Genomic DNA, 24882 nt, shown 5'->3' with positions numbered 1-24882 from the left:
TACGCTACCGTGAGCAATCTGTCTCGCCGTCTGCGGCAGGGCGACTATAGCGCGGCATTTTTAATACTTGCTCATAAGCAGCATAGACAGCAGCCGCAGACTTTTCCCAAGAGAAAAGTTGGGCCTGCTGAAGGCTTTTATCTCGACAAGCATTGCGGCAAATAGGCTCATCAACTTGCTTGAGTGCCGCCACAATACTATCTTCATTAGATGGATCGACATAAAGAACAGCATCTCCACCAACTTCAGGCAGGCTACTCGTATTTGACGTGATCACCGCTGCGCCAAATCCCATGGCTTCTAATACAGGTAAGCCAAAGCCCTCATAAAGAGAGGGATAGACAAATGCCCAGCAGCGCCGATAGAGCCATCGAAGAACAGCATCGCTGACATAACCTAAGACATATACCTGGTTTTGTAACTTAAGATTGGCAATGTAATCATTCAAATCGTCTTCTAGCCAACCATTCGTCCCAGCCAAAACTAGCGGTTTTGGCTGGGACGAATGGTTGGCATAGCGCTTATAGGCCGCAAGCAATCGCCGCAGATTTTTTCTGGGTTCTAAAGTTCCCACAGAAAGGAAAAAATTTGTTTTGGTACCGAGCTGTGACGGACGTTCTTCAAGGCCATCTACCGATAAGCGGTTGCCCAAATGAGTCACTACTACTCGCTCTTCAGGAAAATGTGGAAAATTTTCCAAAAATCTTTTCTTACTATAGCGAGAAATAGCAATCACCATGTCTGCTGAAAGTGATGCTTCCAGCATTCCATTAAAACAAATATGGCGATTTTCTTCAGTAGTACATTCAGGCAAATCAATAAAACTTAAATCATAAACAGTGTAAACTAACCGTGCTCGCTGCAGGCAGGGACTCGAAAAATTATTGGCATGAATAATTTCAGGTGAGCCAGCTTGACCCTCGTCAATTCCGTGAGAAGTGCCCCAGAAGCGAAAAGAATCCTCTTTCCGCTTAAAGTTTAGCGGATAAATACAATTTTTAAGATCTAAGGAAGAAATGTTTTCTCGATACTCAGGATCCCAATAGGTAGTGCCAAAGGTTTTATAAAGATAGAAGGTGTCCTCTTGATGTCGGCTTATCATTTCTCTGATCAAAGCATCAGCATAAAAACCACAGCCAGTTCTTGTACTGCCAGTTTGGCTGATGTCAAACCCTATTTTCATAACGAGCCCAGACTATAAAAGAACTTTGCTTTTTAAAAAACGATAATAAGCAGCTACTGTCCAGCGTAATATTTGCCAAGCCGTCGATGGTGAAACTGCAAAGTTTCGCCACCGACGATAGCCACGAAAAGCCTCAAAGAAAAATGTGTTAACGCGCTGCACTTGAACCCATAGATTGTTTGAGTCGCGCCCTTGAGATTTCTCTTCTTCTTCTGCTAAAACCGAAGCATAGGCTAAAACCCACCGTTCTGGCGATCTAAGTAACTTAGCTTTTAGCATTTCATTGATTTCGTAGTGAACAGCAACCCTTTGGCCTAAAGTTTTAGTGTCTTGATAAAATCGTGAGCCAGCCAGTAAGTCTGGAAGATAAAAGAAACTGCCCTGTTTGCCATACCGAAGCCAGAGTTCATAATCCATACAAAATTTAAGGCTGGCATCTAGATCGCCATAATCATTCACCATCTGGCGTCGGAAGAAAACAGCAGGCTGACATAGAAAGCATATTTCTTTTAAGCGATTATAGTTCCAAGGCTCGGTAGGGTAAGGTTCTATATAACCATCTTCCCTATCAATGTGGTTAGCATTACCATAAACTACGCTAACCTCAGGATGACTTAGAAATACGTTTTGTACTTTCTTAAAAGCGCCAGGATAATAAATATCATCAGAATTAATCCAAGCAATAATGTCTCCTTGGGTGGAGCGAATACCTCTATTGACAGCATCTGCTTGACCACCGTCGGGCTCGCTAACCCAACGCAAATGTGCTTGATATTTCTTTAAAACTTTTATCGTCTCATCTTTACTACCCCCGTCACAAACCATATAGTCAAATTCAACAGCAGTTTGAGACAAAATACTCTGAATTGTCCGTTCAATAAACTGCCCCTGATTATAGGATGGGGTAATTACACTAAAGGTAAGAGTCATTCCAATCTCCGGAGCGGTGATGAATGTGACACAGCAGCTCTAAACACATCTAAATATTGTTCAGTCATGGAGCGTTGACTAAATGTCTGCAGTTGCTGCCGAGCACGGCGTCTTAGCTGAGTAGTCAACTCATCATTGTGAGCGACTGCTGCGATCGCATCAGCAATACTTTCTGGTTTACGCGGATCAAAATAGACAGTGGCATCTCCACCAACTTCAGGCAAACTTCCAATCGAACTACAGGCAATTGGTTTATCAAACCACATAGCCTCTAGGATCGGAATGCCAAACCCCTCATAAAGCGAGGGAAATATTAAACCCTTACAGCCCTGCCATACGGCAATCAATTCTGCTTGACTTAGAAAGCCCAGAAAATGAACACAATCCTCATAACCTAGCCTAAACACTAGGTTCTTAACTTCTTTTTGAGGTTCCTCCAATGCTCCGGTAAATACTAAATTCACGGTTGACTTTGGAAACCTCTTTTTGTAAATAGAGTATGCAGCTAGGAGCATACGATGATTCTTATGAAGCCAGAAGTTAGCAGGAAAAAATAAGTATTGTCGGCTTCCTAAACCTAGTTTGTCGAGAGTAGGTTCAACCAAATCATTTGAAATCTTGGTTAGCCGCTCATGAATACAGATGGGAATTGACGTTAGTCTCTCAGGATCCCCATCCAAATGAGTTAAGAAAGACTGGCGAGTAAACTCAGAAATGCAAATAATCTGACTGGCTTTGCGCAGAAGATCTTTGAGAAACCGAGTCCGATGAGATCGCTCATCATCACTAAAAAGAAAGGGCAAATCTAAATGCTGAAAATCATAAGCGATCGCAACAAGAGGCAATCCAGGTTCGGCAAACGTTGGGTCAGAGAAAGGACAGAATAGTAAATCAATATTATAATTATTTTGAAGAATTGTTGGCTTAAATAGCGGAGCAACTACTTCTTGATTAGGCAGACTATTTCGAAACTTTCTCAGGTGTTGCTTAAGAGAAAAACTAAACCTTGAAAGCCCAAATGGAAGGATCCCTATGGTACGTTTCCCAACAACAATAGAACCATCTAATAGTATCTTTAAAATCTTTTTCAAATTAGATTTGAATGATGATAACTTGATAAGGATTAGATTGATTTTATGATTTTTCTTTGACTGAGCAGGCTCTGTTGTGAGCGCAGAAAAGATATCTGACTTTAGAAGGCAGGTAATGTTGCTTGTTTGAAACTCTAGTAGCTCTTGATGATTCCAAGATTCAGTAATTAAAAGATATTCAAAATGACTCGACTGAATTGAGGAAAATTCCTTCAGAAGAGTTAATACTAAAGTTTTGGCTCCACCATTTTCACCGCCTGGGCGAAGAGGTGTTAAGTCAACAGCAACTTTCATGACAGAGGGTTTGATCATATATAGTAATACTATTAATACCGTTAATGTTGTTCAGCCTGTTACAGTCTCCCCGCTGTGATGGGGTGCATATGTTCACATCTAAAACGCTTTCCTTTAAAGTATCAGGTATACCTTGGTGGCATAAGAAATACGATTTTCCCGTTAAACAACTTTAAAGATACTTAGACTAGCTCTCACCACGCTCCTCCTCGAGCCATTTAGTTAGAGTATTAATTTGATTCAGTCTTGCTTCCCGATCGATTTCGGATTCCTTTAGTTGCTGTGTCAAAAGAATGATTTGGTTTAATCGTTCAGCACGATCCTTTTCCGATTCTTGCAATGCTTCAGCCAAAGCCAGCTCACGCTCCCTCAAGTCAAGCATAGCTAGCGTTAACCGACTGTGAGGATGAGCCAGCAAAGTAGACTCTATTTGGTCAGTGCTGTATGCATTTAAGTGCGTCTTGCTAGCTATGAAAAACATGTCATATGCTGAAAAAATAGCAGGCTCAAAATAGATATGGTTAAGACTAACTTGCTCTAAGCATTTAGTCACAGACTTTTGGCTAAACAGGTGCAAGTGCTCGTCGGCTTGAAGCATCTTTAAGAATGGACTCTGAGATTCCTTCAAAAGCTGATAGCTCATGTTCTCTTGAAATTCTGGAGTCTGAATGAGTAAGAAGCCTTCTGGTTTTAGAAAATCAGCACAGCAGCGGAGAGTTGATACTGGATCAGGCAAATGCTCTAATACGTCCATTAAAACTATTGCGTCCAGACTATTAAGTGGAATGTCAAGATTTTCTACTGGACCTAAATGGATAGGCACCTGAAAAGCCTCATGACCGAAAGACACTACCCATGGGCTCATTTCAACTCCAGAAGCCCTGTACCCTGTTTGCTGCATAAGCGCTACAAAGCTACCATGGCCACACCCAATCTCTAGGACATCCGCGGCAGGCAAGCAATACTTCAGTAGCACTTTGAGCCAATGAAGGTTACGCTCCGTCAAATCATTGCGTGATCGAGAGCGTATATCAGGAAAACCTAAATCTTGTCTTTGATGATTTAGCCAATACTGTTTTCCGTAAAAATCTGTATCATCATCATTGACAGCTAATTGAGCGGTAGTCAATGGGGTTAAAGAAACGAGTGTTTCACAACTTTTGCATTCACTGTATTCAGAAGAGAATGGTGAAAGATCAGCATTCCCACACCAACAAACTACTGGATCAGCCATTTTTTGTTTGTGAGTTATGTGATAGAGCAGATAATTTGAGCTGACTTGGCAAATCAGCAATCCCATGATGCTTTAAGAAGTATGTATTTCCTCTGCTTGCAAGTCCTACTGAGAATTGAGCGGCTTTAGGAACATGGCAGATGCGATTTTCTCTGGCATTAAACTCTTCGTTTGAAAGGGTAGAAAATTTCTCAAAGTCAGTCATAGAAATTGAGGCAAAGCCAACTTCAATTACATAATCTCCGGGAGCTATATCTAAGACGATTTCCTGCTTACAAGAAAACGTATCGCCTGGATATAGAGGCGTTTCAAGCATTACATCAGCTTCCCAGTTATTTTTACCGTGGACAATTATCCCCTTGTCATTAGAAATAACAGCACCGCATATGGGAACTTCGATAAAGGATTTTAGCAAGAAATCATAATGTAGAACAAGAGTTTCGCCTTGCCGGAAGCTATTGCAAGTTTCACCACTTGTGTTGGTTAAAGCAACCCCTGAACATCGAGCTTGTCCGTTGCTAATCTGTGATTTATTCGCTAGGTCAATATAGGCTTCAATTGGTGGTCTATTAAGAACATCTTTATTATTTTTCTTTAATGGAGCACTCGGCGGTAGACTCTCTGAATAAGATGAATTTAACTTATACTTCTCTTGATGTAATAAATAATAATGTTTGCTTGCTTCTGGTGCTTCTCCAATAAACTTTTGATGCCCATTATCTAGCAGAATAGCTCGTTTGCAATATTGTTCAATGTCTGGCATAGAGTGTGAAACTAAGAGAATTGCGGCCCCAGAAGATCGCAATTCCTCTAAGCGACCATAGCACTTTTGCCTAAAAAATACATCTCCCACCGCTAGGGCTTCATCAATGATGACAATGCTGGCATCAATATGAGCTTGGACAGCAAAAGCAAGCCGAACAAACATACCGCTGGAGTAGGTTTTGACGGGTTGATCAATGAACTCTCCTATATCAGCAAAATCCACAATTCTATCGTAGCGATCAGTTATTTCTTGCTTTGTCAGACCTAATATGCTGCCATTCAAAAAAACATTCTCCCGACCCGTAAAATCAGGATTGAAGCCGCTACCCAATTCTAACAAAGCCGCAATTCGCCCGTTTACAGTTACAGCTCCACTTGTCTGAGCTAAGGTTCCAGCGAGTATCTGAAGAAGAGTACTTTTGCCGCTGCCGTTGCGGCCAATTATGCCGAATGTTTCACCTTTTTGGATTTCAAACGATATGTCTTTGAGCGCCCAAAACTCTTTGAAATACTGTTTTTTGCCTCTACTAAGCATCTGAAATAAACGATCTTGAGGTTTCTCATAGATCTGATAGCATTTGCTGAGGTTGTTGACGCTAATCGCTACATCAGAGGACATCCGAAAATCCTCTGCGTACTTTTTGAAACCAAGCAAAGCCCAACCAGGCTACAGCGGCTGTTAGTGATAAGTACAACCCCCAAATATGAAACTTAGGTACTTCACCCCACATCAATACTCCTCTAAATTGCTCAAGGGCAGGGGCAAGTGGGTTTAGAAGGAGTATGGGTTGGAAATTTTGTGGCAGAGCTGAGGCAGGGTAGAAAATAGGGGATAGAAACATGAGTACTGTGGTCATAATTGTAGTTACCTGTGAGATATCGCGAAGATAGACTCCCAGAGCGGCAAAAAACCAAGTCAGCCCCATAGTCAAGAAGATGAGCGGTAAAATTATCGCTGGCAGTAAGATGATACTAATATTTGGTAAGCCGAACAGCACTACATAGAAAACTAACCATACAATGATGCTCATTAGAGCATGAAAAAGAGCTGAGCCTAAAGCTACCCAGGGAAGTATCTCCAACGGAAAGACAACCCGTTTTACATAGTTAACATTAGAAGTGATTAATCCAGATGCTCTATTCACACATTCAGCAAACAGATTAAAGACAATCAAACCAGCAAAAAGAACTAGTGCAAACTCAGCTTTAGAATCGCTACCATTTCCCCATCTGGCCTGAAAGACAACACTAAATACAAAGGTGTAAACAGCCAGCATAAACATTGGGTGGATAAAAGACCAAATTATACCCAATGCGGATCCACGATACCGACCCACGATATCGCGCTGAACAAGGGAGCTAATGAGTTCACGGTGACGCCAAAAGCTTGCTATTAGTTCATTGGGGGTAGCGCTAAACTGCTGCATCAAACAAAACCAAACATTCTAAAGAACTTGGGTGATATAACAAAAACCTTATTTTCCTGGATGAGGTTTTTGTTATCAACTGAAGGAACTGAATCACGCTCTCATCCCTCGCTTTGGTCAAATCATTCGCTGGTGGATCTGTGTCTGTAGGGCATAAATACCAACCAGACTTTAGCAAGGGTTTTGGTTGACCGACTTAATCGCATGGCACTCTGGCATCAACGAAATACCTTCCCTCATGGGTTTCAGTTGACGGACTTGACGCCGCGTTCAGCTATGGGAGTTTACATCTAAATGAGAAAATACAAGGTAGATGGTAATTGTAGCTGACCATGAACGGGAAGAGGAGGCCTACTGGCTCCACTCTCTCTAAAAACGCCGGGTGAGAATGCCTTGACGAGGGCTAAACAGCAGAGCCAGCAAGAACCCCACAAACACCGTAAGGCCGATCGCAGGCCCCGACGGAATATCTAAATAGTAGCTGCTGTACATGCCCACGATCCCAAAGAGTACTCCCAGGGCCGCGCCTAGGATCATCATCCAGTGGAGTTCTTTGACCAGTAGGTAGGCCGTGGCGGCGGGGCCGACCATGAGGGCCACGACCAAAATTACGCCTACGGTTTTCATACCGGCGATAATAGCTAGAGTTATCCCAGCCATCAGGCCAAGGTTGATGGCATTGACGGGTAGGCCTAGGGCTTCAGCACCAAGCGGGTCGAAGGTGAGGAACAGGAGTTCTTTGTAAAATAGGGCTACTCCTGTGAGCACCAGTCCAGCGATTAGGGCGATTTGCCAGACATCGCTGGCATTAATGCTGAGAATGTCGCCAAACAAGAGCTGCTCTAGGGAGACGCGACTACGAAACACCGTTAGCAGGGTAATGCCGAGGGAGAAGAAGGTAGAAAAGGTAATGGCCATCGCTGTATCAACCTTGATGCGCGACTGACTGCGAATCCAGGCGATGACGGCGGTGCTGAACAGGCCCATGGTAAAGGCCCCCAGCAAAATGGGGAGGTTGAAAAAGCTGGCGATCGCCAATCCCGGCAGCACTCCGTGAGCTACCACATCCCCCAGCATGGCCATGCGCTGCACGATCAGATAGGTGCCGACGACTGGGCAAAGAATGCCCACCAGCAGGCTGGCCAGCAGCGCCTGGCGCATAAAGTCGTAGCTAAGCGGGTCGAGCAGCCAGTTCATTAGGGTTTTTTGGGGTCGGTAGGTAGAGATATCACGCCGGTAGTATGGTTGGCCAGGGTTTTCTGGTCTTTCATGGTCTGGCGGCGATCGAGCAAGACCTGGGTAATGCCGGTGGCCAGCAGAGTTGCGACTACACCATCGTCAATCCAGCCCGCTACGGGAATAAAGTCGGGGGAAACGTCGATAGGGCTCACTAGGTAGATGAGCGAGGCACCCATGACGACCCAGCGGTAGCGGGGACGCTTTAGCAGGCCGCTGTAGAGACGACTAAAGAACGGAATTTTCATGGGGGAGACGAAGAGAAGATTCAGGACTCGTCACCGACTACTGTAATACAATCTCTTGGGCGATCGCCTCGGCGTTTTCTGAGGGCAAGCTGGCCATGGGAAACCAAAAAGTTGACCCGGAGAAGAATAGCCAGCTATTGAAGAAAGACAAAGGATAATAGGCACAGGGAGCACCAATGTAAAGGAAGTATTTTACCCAAAGGCCCATATCACCGGGTCGGTGGACAGGTGATCGGTTACGGTGCGGCTGATGCCGTCGATCGCCGCTAGGTCGTCTGCAGAGAGCGAAATCGCCGCTGCCTTAGCATTCTCCACGGCCTGCTCGGTGTTACGCGCCCCCACGATCGCTGTAGTCTGAGGCTGCGCAATCAGCCAGGCCAAGGCCAAATTTCCCAGAGTGGTGTTGTAGCGATCGGCAATGGGGCGCAGCTTCTCTAGGGCCGCCTGGGCTTTGTCGTAAATCGGCGGCTGAAATAGCTTGTTTTTGCTGCGAATGTCTTCTTTGGGAAAGTGATGGTCGGGGCCAAACTTGCCGGTGAGCAATCCCTGAGCCAGAGATGAGTAGGAGAGGATGGTCAGGTTATGCTCCACGCAGTAGGGCAATAGCTCGGTTTCTACCCCGCGCCAAAAGAGGGAATAGGGCGGTTGGAGGCTATCGATGCAGCCAAACTGCGTGGCCTCTTCGATCTGGGCCTTAGAAAAGTTTGACACCCCGATCGCGCGAATTTTGCCCTGTTCCTTCAACTGGTTCAGCGCTCCCATGGTTTCGCTAATGGGCACGACCTCGCTCTTAAACGCCCCCGACGGCCAGTGGATCTGATAAAGATCGATCACATCGGTTTGCATGCGCTGGAGAGACTTCTCACAGGCCTCGATCACCTGGTCGGCCTTGAGGTGGTTGGCGAAGACCTTGGTGGCCAACACAACCTGGTCGCGCCGATCTGCCAGCGCCTTGCCCACCAGCTCCTCAGAATAGCCGTTGCCGTAGACCTTCGCTGTGTCGAAGGGGTTATCCCCGCATCCAGCGCGGCCTGCATCGCGTCAATCACAGCCTGGTCTTCTATGCCGACCCAGCCGCTCTTGCCCGCCTGCCAAGTGCCAAAAATCAGCGGCGTGATCTCAATATCGGTGTTGCCCAACCTGCGAGTTTCTATGCTCAAGCGCCCGTCCCTGGATTTAGCTACCTGCATGATAGCGCCATTGCCCCTGGCTCTCTTGATCGCGGGGACAAAGGGTAGTACCCGTTTATTATCTATAAGGTATTGGGTATCGGGAGTTAGGGGAAGAGAGTGAACGGCTCTGCCTTACACCGTAAACCGTACACCTTGAACCACCATCCGCTACCCATCTACCCATCTATCTATTCACCTGCCCACTCCGCCATGCCCCCCCAACTGCGCCCTTACCAGATTGACCTCATCAACGATCTCTACCGCAAGCTCAACGAGGGGCACAAGCGGGTGGCGATCGTCGCCGGTACTGGAGCAGGCAAAACCGTGATCAGCGGACAGATCTGCGCTCATGCCGAGCGGGCAGGGAAGCGGCTAATGTTTTTGGTGCATCTTGATGTGTTGGTGGGGCAGACCTACGAAAAGATGAAATCTTTTGGCCTGCACTGCGGCTTTATTAAAGCGGGTTGGGAAGAGAACCGCGACGCCCCCATTCAGATCGCCAGCATTCAAACTATGTCAAAGCGGCAGTGGTGGAAGCAGTGGGTACCCGATGTGGTGTTCTACGACGAGGGCCACATTACCCTGTTTAGCCAGGTGGGCAAGAAGGTGCTCAAAACCTTTCCCGATGCTGTGCACCTGGTGATGACTGCGACCCCCAAGCGCCTGGGTAAAGAGCAACTAGGCGATGTCATGGATACTCTTGTGGCCTCGCCCGTGCCCAGCGACCTACAGCAGCGGGGCTTTTTGGCCCCCATGAAGTACTACAGCATGCCCCCCGACGGGGTCGTCAACCTGAAGGAAGTCAAGACTGTGCGGGGCGACTACGACGAGGTCGGGCTGAAGAATGCCTGCGATCGCCCCGAATTGATCGAAAAAATCGTCCGCGAGTGGCAGCGCCTCTGCCCCGGCAAGCGCACGATCGCCTTCTGTGTGGATATCGAGCACGCTCGCCACGTCGCCGATGCCTTTAACGCCGCTGGCATTACCGCTGACACGGTAGAAGGCGGCACTCCGATTAAAGACCGCAAGCGCATGTACAGCGACCTGCGAGACGAAAACATCCTGGTGCTGACCTCCTGCAATGTGATCAGCATCGGCTTTGACGAGCCCAGCGTGGAGGTGGGGCTGATGCTGCGACCCACCCAGTCGAGCGCCCTGCACCTGCAACAGATTGGCCGAGTGATGCGGATCTCGCCCCAGACGGGCAAGCAGTACGGCATCATTCTCGACCAGGCGGGGAATCTGGAGCGGCTGGGCTTTCCCGAAGACATTAAGGACTACTACCTGCCGCAACAAAAGCAAGAAGATAGCGAAGGGGGAGGGCCTCCACCAACGAAACCATGTCCTCAGTGTGGCCGGATTGTGCTGTCGTTTATTGCCAAATGCCCCGACTGCGGCCACCAGTGGATCACCGATCGTCCTCTCAACCTGGAGGACATGGTAGAGATTTACTCCGCTGAACAGGCCCACCAGATCAACGACATACCTACACTAACGGATCTATTTCATGGCCATCGCCGCCGAATGTATAGTCGAAGGAATAGAAAGGATTGGAATGCACCTACCTGGGCTGAGCGATCATTCTGGGAACATTGCGGTCGCTGGCCTCAAGAGAAATGGTACTTAGGTTCTCTGTTTGGAAAGCATCCAACTATGGAACAAATGCTGGAGTATTTTAAATATCTTCAAAAAAGTGCAAGCCGTCTCAATAAGAAGGAAGACTGGATTGTCAACGAGTTTGAAAAAGAGTGTGGCCCTGGCAGTTATCAGCAATTGCTCAATCTATACCAAGTTAGGTAGCCAGGGCCTTTAGGAGTGAGTCTAGGCCAGCAAAATTTGGCCTGCGGCGTTGACCCCAGCCCCAGGGGTGAACTGGTCGTAGCCGAGCTTGGTCAGGGTGGCCTCTAGGGAAGCAACGGCGGTTAAAACGTCGCGATCGCCCACAAAGCCCAAGTGCCCAATCCGAAAGATCTTGCCTTTCAGGTGGTCTTGGCCCCCGGCTAAGACAATGTCAAACTGCTTCTTCATCACCGAGCGAATTTGCTCGGCATCGACTCCCTGGGGCATGACGGCGGTAATGGCTGGGCTAGCGCAGTCGTCGGCCCCGAACAGTGGCAGATTGAGGGCGGCCATGGCGGCGCGGGTGGCTCGCTTCTGGCGATCGTGGCGGGCAAAGATCGCCTCTAGCCCCTCTTTCTGCATCATTTGCAGGGCTGCGTGCAGGGCGAAGAACAGATTAACCGGGGGGGTGAAAGGGGTCGTATTCTTAGCCGCCCCTTTGCTGTAAGGCTTGAGATCGAGGTAAAACTTGGGCAAAGTCGCCGTTTCGTAGGCCTCCCATGCCTTGGCGCTGACGCTGACAAAGGCCAGACCGGGCGGAATCATGTAGCCCTTTTGGGAACCTGAGGCCACCACATCCAGACCCCATTCATCCACGGGTACCGAGATAGCTCCCAGGCTCGTCACCGCATCCAGCATGATTAGCGCGCCGTGGGCTTTGACGTGACGGTTGATGGTTTCCACATCATTGAGCACCCCGGTAGAGGTTTCGCTGTGGGTGATAATCACCGCTTTAATTTCTTTAGCGGTGTCGGCCTCCAAGGCCGCCTTGAAATCGTCGGGATTGAGGGGTTTGCCCCACTCAGCGGTAATTTCGTGGGTGTCGAGGCCGTAGGCGCGGGCTACTTCACCCCAGCGTTCGCCAAACTTGCCGTTGTTGCCCACCAGCACCTTATCGCCCGCGCTGAGAAAGTTGATAATGCCCGCTTCCATCGCTCCGGTGCCGCTGGAGCAGAGCACCAGCACATCGTTTTTGGTTTGGTGCAGCCACTTGAGGTTTTCAGTCACCTCGCCCATCAGGGCGCTAAATTCGCCGCTACGGTGGCCCATGGGGTGCTTGGCCATGGCCAACAGCACCTGCTCGGGTACCGGGGTCGGCCCCGGAATCATCAGCATCAACTTGTTATCCATGCCTTACTGCCCCAACTCTGCGATCGAAGAACAAACCTCCAGCTTACCAACAAGGGTTAGAGGGTGAGAATTTTCTTTTAGGTGTTGTAAGAAGTTGCCAGCATAGGATAAGCAAAGCGAAGGCATGCAGTGTTCAAACCTCCCGTACCAATATACCGATGGCCTTACCCCTTACTGTCCAAAAACTGACAGCTCAACCCATCACTCCAGAAGCCTTTGCTGCCTTTGGCCAGGTGATTTTTCCCAGCGCCGACGGTGCTGTCTTTGGCCCCGCTGACGCCCAGCTCCAGCTCGATCGCGGCATTCCCCGTTTTTACCTGATGACCCTAGAGCACAGGGGCACCCGGTTTCGTACCATCACTCGGCATCAGCGCTGCACCCAGTGCCTAGGAGCGCTGGAGGGCAAAGATTGGTTCATGGCGGTGGCTCCACCGGGGACGGCTGAGCAGCCCGATCCGCAAGAAATTCGCGCCTTGCACATCCCCGGCGACTGCTTTATCAAGCTAGCGGTGGGCACCTGGCACGCGGGGCCATACTTTTGCCATCCCACGGTGAACTTCTATAACTTAGAGCTGAGCGACACCAACATTACCGACCACCAGACCTGCAATTTGGCGAGGGAGTTTGGGGTGGAGTTTGAGATCGTAGGGGAGTAGGGAGTGGGGGCAGAGCGTTAAGCGACGGGGAGCGGAACTTGATCGGTCAGTAGGGGAGGAAGGACATAGGCGGTGGATTGTTTGATGGCGGGCGATCGCAGCCCATAGGGCACCTTGCCATTCGCAGCGACGGCGTACTGGCGACAAAACTCCGCTAGGTCAGGGGCCGACTGGCTGGGCGAAAGATCGTTAAAAATAAAAGTCAGCTTGCCGGGGGCGCTGAGGGCGGCATTGCAGGCGCGATCGCAGGCGGCCATGCAGCGCACCGGCTGAAGGGTGATTTCGCCCGAGCCAGTTTCGGTGGCAAGGCAGTTCGTTAGCTGATCGATCAAGTGCTGCCCGCCGGGGGTGTCGCCCGCACCAGACTCAGCAGCGGGGAATTTGCACAGGGCACAGACAAATAAGGTGGGTTGAGTCATTGGGTTCAAACTATAAGTGAATAGGGTTTGCCAGCCAGCCTCGAAGCTGGGCGACTGACAAAACCGAGACATTAGGATCTGGGAGTAGCGGTAAACTCGGCCTGGCGATCGCCCATCTGGCGAGAACACTCCGGCGGTGGCACCGCCCAGCCCTTTAAGCAAGAGATGTAAGGTTGCGAGTCACCTAGCAACAACAACATGGCGTCCCGCGCCGGGTCGTAGGTAGCGACGGCATTTTCTACCACTGGTCGCTGATCGGCGGACAGGTTAAAGTTTTGCCAGCAGGTCGCTAGTTTGGCCTGGGGCACAAAGTAGGCGGTGTAGGACACCGCCGTGCAGCTCCAGTCCACCGTGGCGGTAACGCCGTGGATTTCGCAGACCACCATGCCGTGGCCATGTTCCAAGAACCCCTGCCAAGCTAGATGGCCGAGGGGTAGCCAGTATTCTCGAATAAACAGCGGCTGCCAGTCGCCAAAACAGCCCTGCCATACGCTGTTATCTATGCGCACAGCCACCACCGGCGATCGCTTGGAGCCTGGCGCAGCAGCAAAAAACATCGCCTAGGGCAACATCGCCCTAGAGCAAACCAAAGACTATTCATAGTCATCTGTACCTCGCAGATGGAAATAACAGTGGGCGTCCATCGGCGGGCATTCTGACTTGGAGAATTTTAAGTTTCTAGACGTTGGAGAGATGTCAATCCAAAATCCGAATTCTAAAATCGCCTCACAGCTGCGGGACAGTGGCAGATTTTCGCTGCGCTTTCCCCGTTTCCTTCAGCGGCTGACCCCCGCTAAAACCGACAGAGCTGCATCCTAACACCTTAGGGACGAAGCGATCCGCAACAAATCGTTGCAACTTGGAGAAAGAGCTATTACCCGCCAGCGCTACCGCGTCTAGGGGGCATGGCGACGGCGGTAGGCGTCCATGTAGACTACGTTGTCTCCAGCGCGGTGGTCACCGTGTCCAGCCAATAACCCTGATGCTTTGACCTGCTGGGCTAACGCCACCGTTAGGGTTGAGCCTGCCTCGGGAGGCACGAGCAGCTCTTTGAAGCTGACCTGGATTTCGGTGCCGGGAGTCCAGTCTTGCTGTCGCACCCAGCAGCGATCGCGCTCGCACCGCACTACTACAAAATCGGGTATGTGGTCGTCTTGACCCTTAAGGCGAACCCGTGATCCTAGACAAATCGTTAAGGAAGCCATAGCGCTGCACCTGAAGTAGGCTAGCCGTTATAGATTCAACAGTAGTTCATTTGAACTTGGCTTTGAACGAAGAATTCACAAAAAAATAATTTTATTGGTTTCATTTTAAGGGATGTTTCTCTCCTTTGGGGTTACCTGCTGGCGATGGGAGTTAAAGCTAGATCTAGACCGTCAAGCTTGCTACCTCTCCAGGACTGGTGTGCTGTGGCAGACTGAGGAAGTCGTCGGCTTTGGTTCTCTATGCCCCTTCAGACCGCCCCGTTATCGCTGGCTGCGGTGCTGCGGCAGCGCCGCGATCGCCTGGCTGAACTCCACCCACGGCCAGTGGTGCTGTGGTCGGGGCAGGCGGTGTCGCGCAACTTTCCGGCCAACACCTATCCCTTTCGGGCTAATAGCCATTTTTTGTACTTTGCAGGCCTGCCCCTGGCCAATGCTGCCCTTCACCTCGAAGGGGGGCGGCTGACGCTGTTTATGGATGACACCTCCCCCGAAGCCGCGCTGTGGCATGGGCCAAGCCCGAGTCGAGATGCGATCGCCGCTGACATCGGAGCTGATGCCGCCTATCCCTACCAAGACCTAGACTCCTATCTAGCCGAAGCGGCAACCCTCCCCGCCCAAGCCGCCGCTAACCCAGAGCGCAGCAGAGCCTTAGTTGAAGCCCTGGTAACCCTGCGACTGCACCACGATGACTACGCCCTCGACCAAATCAAACGGGCGGCGGCAGTCTCTGTTGCCGCCCACAAAGCCGGTATGGCCGCCACTCCAGGGGCCACCACCGAGGCCCAGGTGCGGGCCGCTATGGAACAGGTGATTATGGGCCAGGGCATGACCTGCGCCTACAACAGCATTGTCACCGTCCACGGCGAAGTGCTCCACAACGAGCAGTACCACCACAACCTGGCTCCGGGCGATCTGCTGCTGGCCGACGTGGGGGCCGAGGTCCCTAGCGGCTGGGCTTCAGATATCACTCGCACTTGGCCTGTGTCTGGACAGTTCACCTCGGCCCAACGAGATATCTACAACCTCGTGCTGGCCGCCCACGATGCCTGCATTGCCGCCGCCCACCCTGGAATTGAGTACCGGAATTTACACCTGCTAGCCTGTCGTATCCTGGCGGCGGGGTTGGTCGATCTGGGGGTTCTGAAAGGAGATCCTGACGCTTTGGTCGAGCGGGATGTGCATGCTCTGTTTTTCCCCCATGGGGTGGGGCATTTGCTGGGGCTAGATGTGCATGACATGGAAGATTTAGGGGATGTGGCAGGCTACGCACCGGGGCGATCGCGCAGCGATCGCTTTGGGCTAAAGTTTCTTCGCCTAGACCGGCCCTTAGCCGCCAATATGATAGTTACCATTGAACCGGGGTTTTACCAGGTACCCGGCATTCTCGGCCCGGCGCGGCAGTCGGGCCAGTACGACGATGCTATTGACTGGAACCGTCTTGAGGTTTTTGACGGGGTACGCGGCATTCGCATCGAGAATGATGTGCACATTAACTCAACGGGTTGCACTGTTTTAACCGCCGCCTTACCTACCCACGCTGACGCTGTAGAAGCCCTAGTCAGCGGAGCCTAGGGCGTTTTCCGACCGACCTCAAACTGGGGGTTTACAAAGTCTTAGCTTTTGTCAAGCTGATCATCCCCCTAGGGGCTGATATGATTTTAGTGAGCAGTTTTTAACCATTTCTTATGGATTCTGTAGACCTCGTGCCTCAGGCTCAGCCAAACCTACGGGTTGGCCTAGGGCGAGTACTCATTGTCGAAGATGAAGAACTGATTCGAGAGACATTGGCCCTTGGGTTGGCCGAGGAAGGGTTTGATGTTCTCGTTGCCGCCGATGGCCTGACTGCTCTCGATATGCTGGGCGGCACCTCGGTGTCGAGCCGCACCGACCGCCCCGAAGTCAACCTGGTAGTGCTCGACCTCATGCTACCCGGCATGAATGGGCTTGACCTCTGCCGTCTGCTGCGCCACCAGGGCATCGATGTGCCCATTCTAGTGCTGAGCGCCAAGGGTACCGAAACCGACCGCGTGGTGGGGCTCGAAATTGGTGCCGACGACTACTTAAGCAAGCCCTTTGGCATGCGGGAGCTGGTTGCCCGCTGCCGGGCGCTGCTGCGCCGACAGCGGGGCAAAGCTAGCGTTGAGAAAGACAACGCACTCCGGTTTGAAGACATCACGCTCCATCCCCAGGAGTGCCGGGTCTTTTTGAAGGGCGAAGAAGTTAACCTTTCCCCTAAAGAATTTCGAATTCTGGAACTGTTTATGAGCCAGCCCCGGCGGGTATGGTCGCGCGATCAGATTATCGACCAGGTTTGGGGGCACGATTTTATGGGCGACAACAAAACCGTAGACGTTCATATTCGCTGGATTCGCGAAAAGCTAGAGGTTGACCCCAGCCACCCCCAATACCTGAAAACCGTGCGTGGCTTCGGTTATCGCCTGGGCTAGAGGCTGTCAAAAACCGTCAGTCGGGGCGATGTTAACCCCTGCGGAGTACCCACTTCACAAGACTTTAACTTCAGCAACAAATAAACCTAGTCCTTGAATTGTCGTTTAGTCTGAAGGGGCAGGAGCGAAAGTCGTCTGTGTGCCAAGGTTGAGATCCTGGCCGTAGGCTGTAATGTTGGACCTGTCAGCAGCTCTAACCCTGGTAGAACGCTATGCCGCTCACCATTTTAATTGCCGAAGACGACGAGGGCACTCGTCTTGCGTTGTGCGATTATTTAGAGCTTGAGGGCTATTCTGTGCTGATGGCTAGCCACGGCGAAATGGCGCTGAGGCAGGTATTTAGCCACCAACCCCAGCTCATCATTACCGACATCGGCATGCCCGGTCTCGATGGGTTTACCCTGGTGCAAAAGGTGCGGCAGTATCCAGCCTTTCGGCTGCTGCCAGTAATTTTCCTCACCGCCCACAATCAGACTCAGGATCGGATTCGAGGCTATCAGCTGGGCTGTGACCTCTACTTGCCCAAACCCTTTGAGCTGCGAGAGATCGGGGCGATCGTGCGCAATTTGCTGGAGCGATCGCAGCTAATCCAGTCGGCATGGATTCAGCAGGTGGCGCTCAGCACTGCTCAGCAGCGCGCCCTTCAGGCCAGCGAAGTCAGCGCAGCGGTTGCGCCCTGGACTCCTGATCCTGTCGATCTGGTAACTGAGTTTACGGCTCGGGAACAGGATGTGCTGACGCTGCTGTCGGACGGGCTATCCAACGCTCAAATCGGCGATCGCCTATTTCTAAGCCCCCGCACCGTCGAGAAGTATGTCAGCAGTCTGTTGCGCAAAACCGAGACCAGTAACCGTTCTGAGCTGCTGCGATTTGCCATTAGCCACCACCTAGTGCCCTAGCCATCAACCGTCATGGCGCAATTGTGGATAACAGTGTTGCTTATGGCTTTGGTACCCTTAGCCGCCTGCCAACTCCAGGAAGCGCGGCCTGAAGCGCAGCCATCTGAACCCGCCATTCCCGCTGAACCATCTGCTGCTGTAGCGCCTAGTGTGCCCGGTGAGTCTAGCGACGGGCTGGTCATTCCCGGCGAGCGGGTAGGCCCAGTTACAGCCCAAACCAGCCGCGCCGATTTGGCCAATTTCTATGGCGAGGCCGCTCTGAGCGATCGCCCCATTTCCCTAGGAGAAGGCAGCACAGAGGTAGGCACAGTGGTGAACTCTGGTACTGATCAACAGTTTGCCGTGGTGTGGGCTGACGCCGCCCAAAGTCGGCCCCGGCTGATCAAAGACTTTGGCCCGGCCTGGCAAATTCCAGAGGGGTTGGGGGTGGGTGCGTCCTATGCTGCGGTTCAAGCCGTCCTAGGCGACTTCGACCTCTACGGCTTTGCCTGGGACTACGGCGGCACCATCGTGCTTGAGGGCACCGCCCTAGCCCAGTACGACAATGCTCTATGGCTGCGCTTAGCTCCCTCAGACGGTGCCATAGCAGCACACCTTGAGGCCTACGAGGCCATGATGGGGGATGAGATATTTGCCAGCAGTGACCCTAACTTAACGATGCTCGCCCCATCGGTGTACGAGATGGTCGTGTCGTTCGACGTCGCCCCCTAGCCCGTGAGGCTGGTGCGGGTTGGGTAGCGGCGCAGTTGGCTAAAAAAGTTAGAGGAATTAAAACTGCGCGGATCCATGCGGTTGCCGGAGCGATCGACGGCCTGATGGGTGGTAATGCGGCTGTCAGGAATAGTGGTCTGAGCCAGCAGCCAGGCCAGGGAATCGTACTGGGCTTGAGTATAGCCGCTGTGGCTACGGCGGTTGTTGAAGCCATCGCCGGGGGTTTCCAAAGACACGTGGTAGGCAAAATTGTTCACCGAGGGGGGGAACGCTGCATTAGTGCGCACAGCCTCTGGGCCGTTGGGTCCGCTGAACACTGAGTTGCCAGCCCCAAAGGCCCGTTTTTCAGGGGGCACAATGTAGTAGACCGTGCCATCGCGGCCAATTAGGGCATGGTAGCTGACCTGGTCTTGGTCACGCGGGTGCCGCGTCCGAAATAGGTTAAGAGCACTCTGAGCCGAGCCTACAGTTTCATGCAGCACGGCGATGAAGTCGTTCTGCACCACTTGGCCGTTGATGTCGGTGAGATAGCGATCGCCATAGTTAGTCGGGTCGGCTAAGGCCGTTACCTGTCGGGGCGGAGCCGCCTGGGCCAGCTCCGCTGGGGCAGCAAAATCAGTCGGCCCAGGCTGAGCGGCTTTGAGCGGCTGGAGCGTTGCCGCCGCCGTGGTTTGCATGGGCGGCAAACCGCTCACGGTGAGCATAGGTTCTAAAGGGCCTGCCGCGCGGGCTGAACCGAGCCCCAAACTCAGCAGCGCCATTAGCACCCCCCCCAACCCTATCCAAATCCAGCGACGAGCCACGGCAACCTCCGGGTGCATTGTCAGACTATTTTGTAGCGCGAAATGGGCTCAATGGAACCCGCATCCTGCGATGAAACCCCTGAACCAGCGTCAGATCGTTAGGAAGCCCAGCGATCGAGGGCCCGTTGCCCCCCCCAGCGAGCGACAATTTCGTCGTCGTAGCTGTCGGCAATGCGAATCACGGTGGCAACGGAGTGATTTAGGTCGAGGCGATCGCAGGTTTCACCCACCAAACTGTGCTCAAACACAATGTCATCCTCAGAATCGTAGGCAAAACGGCCAAAGTAGATGCCGTTGTTTTCCCGCAGCAGGTAGTAGCTCAGCTCAGGGGTGAGGTCAATCGCGGTTACCACATAGGCTCGCGTAGTAATCAGCGTTTCATAATCGTGCCAGGGCACCACTCGAGTCGAGGCCACCGCCGACCCCAAGTTCACAATGAAGAGGGGTTCATCCTCAAACACCACCAGCGCTTCGCCAAACAGCTCATGCATCCAAGGCAAAATTCGATGGTAGACGGCCTCCTGTCCAGGGGTCTTAAACTCCATACAACACTCGTAGAGGAACGAACAGCAGCACTTTAGCCATAAGCTAAAGCCCTAACAGATTAGCCCTAGAACGAGCCCAAGGAAAAGCTGCATCCCAATTGTCTCACTCTTGCTTTAACGTCAGCTCGCATTCAATGACTATTTGTGGCTTAGCCGTTTGGCGACACCGGCAGGCGCGCCACAACCCTGACAGGTTCAAACCAATTTCCTTACCCAGCAGCCCCGTGCCCTCTGCCAGTCGCGAATTTCAGCCGTTCTAAACCAAAGCCCATCACAGGCTACAGCGCCCGATAACTCTGAATTTGAAGCGTCAGAATTAGGGGTGGCCCTTGCAGTAGGCTTTGGATAGGTACTCTGTCCTTATCTATAGCGCCCCCTCGTTATTTCTATGGCCTGCATTATTTTCACCGACCTCGACGGCACCTTGCTCAATGGCGAAACCTACGCCTACCAGGCAGCCTTGCCCACCCTAGCCAAGCTTGCCGACCAGGGCATTCCAGTGATACCGGTGACGAGCAAAACCCGCCAAGAGGTTGCCCAACTGCGGCAGGATGTCGGCCTGCGCGATCCCTTTGTGGTGGAAAACGGCAGCGCCATCTACATTCCCATTGATCACCCTGGCTTTGCCCTACCGCCCGGCGACGATGTCGATGGCTACCGAGTACTTCAATTAGGCTGCAACTATGTCACCGCTCGCGCTGGGCTCAAGGCGATCGCCCAGGATCTCGGTCGCCCCCTCAAGGGCTTTGGCGACTGGACGGTAGACCAAGTAGTGCAACTCACCGGGCTATCTTTCACAGAGGCCAAGCAGGCGAAGGCCAGGGAGTTTACCGAACCGTTTATGACTCCTAAAAATGTGCCCGCCGACCAGCTGCGCGAGGCGGTAGCAGCCATGGGATTTCGGGTCGTAATCGGCGATCGCTTCTCCCATCTGATTGGCAGCGAAGCGGGCAAAGGCCACGCTGTGCGCCAGCTAGTGCAGCTCTACCAAGCCAGCAGTCCTGAGGCCCTGCCCATCACCACCATTGGGCTAGGCAACAGCCCCAACGACCTCGACATGCTAGAGAACGTCGATTATCCGATTGTGCTGCCCAGCGCCCACGGCCCCCATCCTCAGCTAGCCGATCGCGGTTGGCAGGTCGCGCCAGCGCCAGCGCCCGAGGGCTGGGCGATCGCCGTAGAGACTGTCCTAGCCGCGGTAATGGCCTAGCAATGGGCCAGCACCACCGAGACACAGGTTTTTGAAGCTCTTGTAAATCTGGTAGGGCGAAGGCAACGACCTGGCCAAGTTTCGTTAAGGTACCTACTGCGGGCGTTGGGCTCAGCAGCAGGCAGACCTGACAATCTGGGCAACCTAGCAGCACCGATTCAGTCAAACACGTTGGGTAGTTATGAACGTAAGTCTAGGCGACCTGATCACGGTCATGCTCGCGGTTTTGCCGCTGCTGCTGCTGACCACCTCAGCCTTTTTTGCCCTTGAATGCCTGATGGCCTTGGGCGGCGCTCCATCGGCTGCCAACCCATCTACCCTATCTGCCGATCTGTCCCTGGCGGTGCTGGTGCCCGCCCACAACGAGGCTGAAGGCATTGCCACCACCCTGGCCACTATTCTGCCCCAGATGCGCCCTAGCGATCGCCTGCTGGTAATCGCCGACAACTGCACCGATGCCACTGCCGAGGCCGCCCGCCAGGCTGGAGCCACCGTGATTGAGCGCCACGACCTTGCTCAGCGTGGAAAGGGTTATGCCCTCGACTTCGGCCTCAACCATCTCATGGCCAATCCACCCGAGATCGTTGTTTTTGTCGATGCCGACTGCGATTTACAGCCCTACAGCTTGGCCGCCCTGGCCATTCAGGCCCAGCAGAGCCAGCGTCCGGTTCAGGCTGTCTACTTAATGGAAAAGCCCCCTAGCCCTGGGCTTAAAGACGGCATTTCAGCCTTTGCCTTCAAGGTGAAAAACTGGGTGCGTCCCCTCGGGTTATATCGCCTGGGGCAGCCCTGCCTACTGACCGGCACTGGTATCGCCATGCCTTGGGAGGCTGCGATCGCCGTCAACATCGCCAGCGGTCACATCGTCGAAGATATGAAGCTCGGCCTCGATTTGGCTCTGGCTGGCTATGGGCCTCAATTTTGTCAAAACGCCTGGGTCACCAGCCGTCTACCCAGCGGCAACCAGGCCGCCACTACCCAGCGCACCCGCTGGGAACACGGGCATCTGCAAATATTGAGCGAGTATGTGCCTAAGCTGCTGGGTCAGGCCCTGCGCCAGGGGCGCGTTGACCTGCTCGTTCTGGCCCTAGAGCTGGGGATACTGCCCATCTCACTCCAGGTGATGGTGACCTTGGCGATCGCAGCCCTCTGCCTAGCTGCGGCCCTCGCTGGCTGGAGCTGGCTCCCTGCCTACCTAGCTCTAGGGGCAGTACTCGCCCTCAGCACTGGGGTCAGCCTGGCCTGGGCAGGCTACGGACGCAGCGACCTCTCCCTCAAGGATCTGCTAACGGTGCCGCTCTACGTGCTCAACAAAATTCCGCTGTACTTCAAATTTTTGGTCAAGCCCGAAAAAAACTGGGTGCGCACCGAGCGCGATGGGTAGCGTTTTACCGTTGCAGCAGTTCTCAGATGCCAAGGCCAAGGCGACTTTTGGCTAGGCTTTAGCTGTTATTGAGGGCATGGGGCGACACCGCCAACCATGCTGCAAGTCTTTTAAGTTAATAACGCCCCTCCCGACGACTCCTTACAAAAGCGCCGAAAAACGACATTTTATTTAGAAGCAATGGTAAGGGACATCGCTGTAGTGGTGTGTCTTGGGTACTCTACAGGTAATTTTGAGGGGTGTCACCCCCCACAGTGCCCCTAACCTATGAAACTGCGCCACAAAACTCTGTTGCTGACCACGTTGCCTCTGCTGGGGCTGATGATGATTCTCTACGGCAGTTTTTCCGTCATTTTGCAGCGCAGCTACGGTCGTCTTGAGCAGCAGGATGCCCAGCGCAACCTGCAACGGGTTGATGAGGTGCTAGCGGGCGACCTTGCCCAAATCCAGAGCATTACCGAAGACTGGGCCGCTTGGAATGACACCTATGCCTTCATTCAAGACGGCAACCCTAATTACCTCGAGTCGAACCTCAGGAAGTACGCCTTTGAAAGCCTACAGCTCAACGCGATCGCCTTCGTCAACCCCGATGGTGAGATCGTCTACGGCACGAGCTACGACTTAGACAAGAGAACCGCTTCACCCTTACCACCCAGTCTGACCCAGCAGCTTACTCCCACCAGTCCGTTGATGCAGTTTGAGAACCTGGCCTCCCACCACCAAGGGTTAATGACGGTGGATGGCCACCTGATGCTGGTTGTGGTAGAGCCTATCTTGCGCAGCGATGCCACCGGTCCATCAAGGGGTGCCCTCCTCATGGGGCGAACCCTAAGTGCCAGCGTCATCGAATCTCTAGCGCAGCGTACGCGGCTAGATCTACAGCTCTATCCCCTAGGTCAGGGCGAATTGTCGGAGTCGCTGCAACCCATCCTCACGACTCTCAGCGATGCCACCGACTCGGCTACGCTACCCACCCTAGTGCGCCCTCAAAGTGCCGATACCCTAATGGGCTACACTCTCTGGCCCGACCTTTACGGCGCTCCCCAAGCACTGCTGGAGGTCAAGCTACCCCGCGATATCTATCGGCAAGGGCTGATTAGCCGACACTATCTCGGCTGGTCACTGCTCGGATCCTGCCTTGTGTTTACCAGCGGCATGCTGCTGCTGCTCGACCGAGTCATTTTACGGCGGTTGCTGGGGCTCAGTCAGCAAGTGCAGCACATCGGGCGCTCTAACGACCTCACCCAGCGAGTGTCGGTGCAGGGAACCGATGAGCTAAGTTCCTTAGGCCACCAGATCAACGACATGCTGAGTGAACTGCAAATCAGCAATCAGAAGCTAACCCAAGAGCAGCAAAAGGCCGAGCAGCTCTTGCTCAATATTCTGCCAGCGCCGATCGCGGGCGAGCTGATGCAGACTAAGGCCTCCATTCCCCAGCACTTTGACGAGGTGACCATTCTGTTTGCCGACATCGTCGGCTTCACCAGCCTGTCGCACCACCTGTCACCCATTAAGCTAGTCGACCTGCTCAACCAAATCTTCTCGGCTTTTGACAGTCTGGCTGAGCAGCTAGATCTAGAGAAAATCAAAACCATTGGCGATGCCTACATGGTGGCGGCGGGGTTACCTACGCCGCGAGGCGATCATGCGGAGGCGATCGCCGAAATGGCCCTGGCCATGCAGCAGGTCACCGCCTCCTTTCAAGCCGAGTCAGGAGAACCGCTGGAGATCCGCATTGGCATCAATACCGGAGTCGTGGTAGCCGGAGTAATCGGCACGAAGAAATTTATTTACGATCTCTGGGGCGATGCCGTCAATGTGGCTAGCCGCATGGAAACCTCCAGCGAACCCGGTCAGATTCAGGTGACGGCTGCGACCTATGAGCGCCTCAAAGATAGCTACCAATTTGAACGCCGTGGCTGCATCGCCATTAAAGGTCGCGGCGAAATGGAAACCTATTGGCTGCGTGGTCATCGACCTGAAGCCTTGTTCTGTGCTCTTCGGCGAGAAAGCATTCAACCCACGACTCTCTAGGGCACTGGTGGGGCCAACT

Annotated in this window: 24 protein-coding genes and 1 riboswitch; of the genes, 9 read left to right on the top strand and 15 right to left on the bottom strand. The window is 52.7% G+C overall.

Features of this window, described 5'->3' with window-relative positions; all coding sequences use genetic code 11:
• Positions 1-4: 4 nt before the first annotated feature.
• From H6G07_RS10765 to H6G07_RS10725, 9 genes are all read right to left on the bottom strand, one after another.
• Positions 5-1183 carry a glycosyltransferase family 4 protein gene (locus H6G07_RS10765; protein WP_073608284.1) on the bottom strand — a complete coding sequence of 393 codons (1179 nt, stop codon included), beginning with the start codon at positions 1181-1183 and terminating at the stop codon, positions 5-7.
• Between the two features lie 12 nt (positions 1184-1195).
• Complete coding sequence (locus H6G07_RS10760; RefSeq protein WP_073608285.1) at positions 1196-2113, bottom strand: glycosyltransferase family 2 protein; 918 nt, start codon at positions 2111-2113, stop codon at positions 1196-1198.
• Positions 2110-3498 (bottom strand): glycosyltransferase family 4 protein, encoded by a 1389-nt coding sequence (locus H6G07_RS10755; RefSeq protein WP_171972998.1) that lies wholly within the window; start codon positions 3496-3498, stop codon positions 2110-2112. The genes H6G07_RS10760 and H6G07_RS10755 overlap by 4 nt, the downstream gene beginning before the upstream one ends.
• A gap of 187 nt (positions 3499-3685) precedes the next feature.
• Positions 3686-4732 carry a class I SAM-dependent methyltransferase gene (locus H6G07_RS10750; RefSeq protein ID WP_171972999.1) on the bottom strand — a complete coding sequence of 349 codons (1047 nt, stop codon included), beginning with the start codon at positions 4730-4732 and terminating at the stop codon, positions 3686-3688.
• Positions 4725-6116, bottom strand: a complete 1392-nt coding sequence (locus H6G07_RS10745; protein WP_073608288.1) for an ABC transporter ATP-binding protein — start codon at positions 6114-6116, stop codon at positions 4725-4727. The genes H6G07_RS10750 and H6G07_RS10745 overlap by 8 nt, the downstream gene beginning before the upstream one ends.
• Entirely contained in the window at positions 6106-6924 is an 819-nt protein-coding gene (locus tag H6G07_RS10740) for an ABC transporter permease (protein WP_073608289.1), read from the bottom strand. The genes H6G07_RS10745 and H6G07_RS10740 overlap by 11 nt, the downstream gene beginning before the upstream one ends.
• 369 nt (positions 6925-7293) lie before the next feature.
• A complete protein-coding gene (locus H6G07_RS10735; protein WP_073608290.1) occupies positions 7294-8121 on the bottom strand; it encodes a metal ABC transporter permease in 828 nt (275 codons plus the stop codon).
• Positions 8121-8408 (bottom strand): YkvA family protein, encoded by a 288-nt coding sequence (locus H6G07_RS10730; RefSeq protein ID WP_073608291.1) that lies wholly within the window; start codon positions 8406-8408, stop codon positions 8121-8123. The genes H6G07_RS10735 and H6G07_RS10730 overlap by 1 nt, the downstream gene beginning before the upstream one ends.
• 192 nt (positions 8409-8600) lie before the next feature.
• The gene (locus H6G07_RS10725) at positions 8601-9368 is read right to left on the bottom strand and encodes an aldo/keto reductase (protein WP_338420690.1); all 768 of its coding nucleotides are present in this window, start codon (positions 9366-9368) and stop codon (positions 8601-8603) included.
• Positions 9369-9790: 422 nt separating this feature from the next.
• Here H6G07_RS10725 and H6G07_RS10720 point away from each other — a divergent pair, with 422 nt between their 5' ends.
• Positions 9791-11380 carry a DEAD/DEAH box helicase gene (locus tag H6G07_RS10720; protein WP_073608292.1) on the top strand — a complete coding sequence of 530 codons (1590 nt, stop codon included), beginning with the start codon at positions 9791-9793 and terminating at the stop codon, positions 11378-11380.
• 21 nt (positions 11381-11401) lie between these two features.
• Here the strand turns inward: H6G07_RS10720 and H6G07_RS10715 are convergent, their stop codons facing one another.
• Positions 11402-12550, bottom strand: coding sequence for a pyridoxal-phosphate-dependent aminotransferase family protein (locus H6G07_RS10715; RefSeq protein ID WP_073608293.1), 1149 nt, complete (start codon positions 12548-12550; stop codon positions 11402-11404).
• A gap of 158 nt (positions 12551-12708) precedes the next feature.
• On the opposite strand from H6G07_RS10715, the gene H6G07_RS10710 reads away from it, so the two are divergent.
• Positions 12709-13206: an ureidoglycolate lyase gene (locus H6G07_RS10710; RefSeq protein WP_073608294.1), complete on the top strand. Its 498-nt coding sequence runs from the start codon at positions 12709-12711 to the stop codon at positions 13204-13206.
• Between the two features lie 17 nt (positions 13207-13223).
• Here H6G07_RS10710 and H6G07_RS10705 read toward each other — a convergent pair whose 3' ends face one another.
• The 3 genes from H6G07_RS10705 to H6G07_RS10695 form a co-directional block, all read right to left on the bottom strand.
• Positions 13224-13625, bottom strand: a complete 402-nt coding sequence (locus tag H6G07_RS10705; RefSeq protein ID WP_073608422.1) for a DUF1636 domain-containing protein — start codon at positions 13623-13625, stop codon at positions 13224-13226.
• Positions 13626-13696: 71 nt separating this feature from the next.
• Entirely contained in the window at positions 13697-14182 is a 486-nt protein-coding gene (locus tag H6G07_RS10700) for a hypothetical protein (RefSeq protein ID WP_084173087.1), read from the bottom strand.
• A 71-nt stretch (positions 14183-14253) separates the two neighbouring features.
• Positions 14254-14444, bottom strand: a riboswitch (cobalamin riboswitch).
• A 77-nt stretch (positions 14445-14521) separates the two neighbouring features.
• Entirely contained in the window at positions 14522-14830 is a 309-nt protein-coding gene (locus H6G07_RS10695) for a hypothetical protein (RefSeq protein WP_139297016.1), read from the bottom strand.
• 240 nt (positions 14831-15070) lie between these two features.
• Between H6G07_RS10695 and H6G07_RS10690 the strand changes: the two genes are divergently transcribed.
• The 4 genes from H6G07_RS10690 to H6G07_RS10675 all read left to right on the top strand — a co-directional run bounded on the left by H6G07_RS10690 (position 15071) and on the right by H6G07_RS10675 (position 18887).
• Positions 15071-16402, top strand: a complete 1332-nt coding sequence (locus tag H6G07_RS10690; RefSeq protein ID WP_073608296.1) for an aminopeptidase P family protein — start codon at positions 15071-15073, stop codon at positions 16400-16402.
• 113 nt (positions 16403-16515) lie between these two features.
• Entirely contained in the window at positions 16516-17277 is a 762-nt protein-coding gene (locus H6G07_RS10685) for a response regulator transcription factor (RefSeq protein WP_073608297.1), read from the top strand.
• A 212-nt stretch (positions 17278-17489) separates the two neighbouring features.
• Complete coding sequence (locus tag H6G07_RS10680) at positions 17490-18176, top strand: response regulator transcription factor (RefSeq protein WP_073608298.1); 687 nt, start codon at positions 17490-17492, stop codon at positions 18174-18176.
• A gap of 42 nt (positions 18177-18218) precedes the next feature.
• Positions 18219-18887, top strand: a complete 669-nt coding sequence (locus H6G07_RS10675) for a hypothetical protein (protein ID WP_073608299.1) — start codon at positions 18219-18221, stop codon at positions 18885-18887.
• Here H6G07_RS10675 and H6G07_RS10670 read toward each other — a convergent pair.
• Both H6G07_RS10670 and H6G07_RS10665 read right to left on the bottom strand, forming a co-directional pair.
• The gene (locus H6G07_RS10670; protein ID WP_244901922.1) at positions 18884-19690 is read right to left on the bottom strand and encodes a peptidoglycan recognition protein family protein; all 807 of its coding nucleotides are present in this window, start codon (positions 19688-19690) and stop codon (positions 18884-18886) included. The genes H6G07_RS10675 and H6G07_RS10670 overlap by 4 nt on opposite strands.
• Before the next feature lie 98 nt (positions 19691-19788).
• Positions 19789-20235: a T3SS (YopN, CesT) and YbjN peptide-binding chaperone 1 gene (locus H6G07_RS10665; protein ID WP_073608300.1), complete on the bottom strand. Its 447-nt coding sequence runs from the start codon at positions 20233-20235 to the stop codon at positions 19789-19791.
• A 388-nt stretch (positions 20236-20623) separates the two neighbouring features.
• On the opposite strand from H6G07_RS10665, the gene H6G07_RS10660 reads away from it, so the two are divergent.
• The 3 genes from H6G07_RS10660 (at position 20624) to H6G07_RS10650 (ending at position 24863) form a co-directional block, all read left to right on the top strand.
• Complete coding sequence (locus tag H6G07_RS10660) at positions 20624-21445, top strand: HAD-IIB family hydrolase (protein WP_073608301.1); 822 nt, start codon at positions 20624-20626, stop codon at positions 21443-21445.
• 181 nt (positions 21446-21626) lie between these two features.
• Positions 21627-22829: a glycosyltransferase family 2 protein gene (locus tag H6G07_RS10655; protein ID WP_073608302.1), complete on the top strand. Its 1203-nt coding sequence runs from the start codon at positions 21627-21629 to the stop codon at positions 22827-22829.
• 267 nt (positions 22830-23096) lie between these two features.
• On the top strand, positions 23097-24863 hold the full coding sequence (locus H6G07_RS10650) for an adenylate/guanylate cyclase domain-containing protein (protein WP_073608303.1): 1767 nt from the start codon (positions 23097-23099) through the stop codon (positions 24861-24863).
• Positions 24864-24882: the final 19 nt, after the last annotated feature.

The sequence above is a fragment of the Phormidium tenue FACHB-1052 genome, from assembly GCF_014696675.1.
GTDB classification, from domain to species: Bacteria; Cyanobacteriota; Cyanobacteriia; order Phormidesmidales; family Phormidesmidaceae; genus Nodosilinea; species Nodosilinea tenuis_A.
The sequence above is the reverse complement of the archived record's forward strand: the minus strand, read 5'-3'. Positions and strand labels throughout refer to the sequence as shown.

What these genes read in the sequence shown, in the direction of transcription:
- H6G07_RS10765 (WP_073608284.1), bottom strand. Translation starts at nt 1,183, where the DNA reads ATGAAAATAGGGTTTGACATCAGCCAAACTGGCAGTACAAGAACTGGC.
- H6G07_RS10760 (WP_073608285.1), bottom strand. Translation starts at nt 2,113, where the DNA reads ATGACTCTTACCTTTAGTGTAATTACCCCATCCTATAATCAGGGGCAG.
- H6G07_RS10755 (WP_171972998.1), bottom strand. Translation starts at nt 3,498, where the DNA reads ATGAAAGTTGCTGTTGACTTAACACCTCTTCGCCCAGGCGGTGAAAAT.
- H6G07_RS10750 (WP_171972999.1), bottom strand. Translation starts at nt 4,732, where the DNA reads ATGGCTGATCCAGTAGTTTGTTGGTGTGGGAATGCTGATCTTTCACCA.
- H6G07_RS10745 (WP_073608288.1), bottom strand. Translation starts at nt 6,116, where the DNA reads ATGTCCTCTGATGTAGCGATTAGCGTCAACAACCTCAGCAAATGCTAT.
- H6G07_RS10740 (WP_073608289.1), bottom strand. Translation starts at nt 6,924, where the DNA reads ATGCAGCAGTTTAGCGCTACCCCCAATGAACTAATAGCAAGCTTTTGG.
- H6G07_RS10735 (WP_073608290.1), bottom strand. Translation starts at nt 8,121, where the DNA reads ATGAACTGGCTGCTCGACCCGCTTAGCTACGACTTTATGCGCCAGGCG.
- H6G07_RS10730 (WP_073608291.1), bottom strand. Translation starts at nt 8,408, where the DNA reads ATGAAAATTCCGTTCTTTAGTCGTCTCTACAGCGGCCTGCTAAAGCGT.
- H6G07_RS10720 (WP_073608292.1), top strand. Translation starts at nt 9,791, where the DNA reads ATGCCCCCCCAACTGCGCCCTTACCAGATTGACCTCATCAACGATCTC.
- H6G07_RS10715 (WP_073608293.1), bottom strand. Translation starts at nt 12,550, where the DNA reads ATGGATAACAAGTTGATGCTGATGATTCCGGGGCCGACCCCGGTACCC.
- H6G07_RS10710 (WP_073608294.1), top strand. Translation starts at nt 12,709, where the DNA reads ATGGCCTTACCCCTTACTGTCCAAAAACTGACAGCTCAACCCATCACT.
- H6G07_RS10705 (WP_073608422.1), bottom strand. Translation starts at nt 13,625, where the DNA reads ATGACTCAACCCACCTTATTTGTCTGTGCCCTGTGCAAATTCCCCGCT.
- H6G07_RS10700 (WP_084173087.1), bottom strand. Translation starts at nt 14,182, where the DNA reads ATGTTTTTTGCTGCTGCGCCAGGCTCCAAGCGATCGCCGGTGGTGGCT.
- H6G07_RS10695 (WP_139297016.1), bottom strand. Translation starts at nt 14,830, where the DNA reads ATGGCTTCCTTAACGATTTGTCTAGGATCACGGGTTCGCCTTAAGGGT.
- H6G07_RS10690 (WP_073608296.1), top strand. Translation starts at nt 15,071, where the DNA reads ATGCCCCTTCAGACCGCCCCGTTATCGCTGGCTGCGGTGCTGCGGCAG.
- H6G07_RS10685 (WP_073608297.1), top strand. Translation starts at nt 16,516, where the DNA reads ATGGATTCTGTAGACCTCGTGCCTCAGGCTCAGCCAAACCTACGGGTT.
- H6G07_RS10680 (WP_073608298.1), top strand. Translation starts at nt 17,490, where the DNA reads ATGCCGCTCACCATTTTAATTGCCGAAGACGACGAGGGCACTCGTCTT.
- H6G07_RS10675 (WP_073608299.1), top strand. Translation starts at nt 18,219, where the DNA reads ATGGCTTTGGTACCCTTAGCCGCCTGCCAACTCCAGGAAGCGCGGCCT.
- H6G07_RS10665 (WP_073608300.1), bottom strand. Translation starts at nt 20,235, where the DNA reads ATGGAGTTTAAGACCCCTGGACAGGAGGCCGTCTACCATCGAATTTTG.
- H6G07_RS10660 (WP_073608301.1), top strand. Translation starts at nt 20,624, where the DNA reads ATGGCCTGCATTATTTTCACCGACCTCGACGGCACCTTGCTCAATGGC.
- H6G07_RS10655 (WP_073608302.1), top strand. Translation starts at nt 21,627, where the DNA reads ATGAACGTAAGTCTAGGCGACCTGATCACGGTCATGCTCGCGGTTTTG.
- H6G07_RS10650 (WP_073608303.1), top strand. Translation starts at nt 23,097, where the DNA reads ATGAAACTGCGCCACAAAACTCTGTTGCTGACCACGTTGCCTCTGCTG.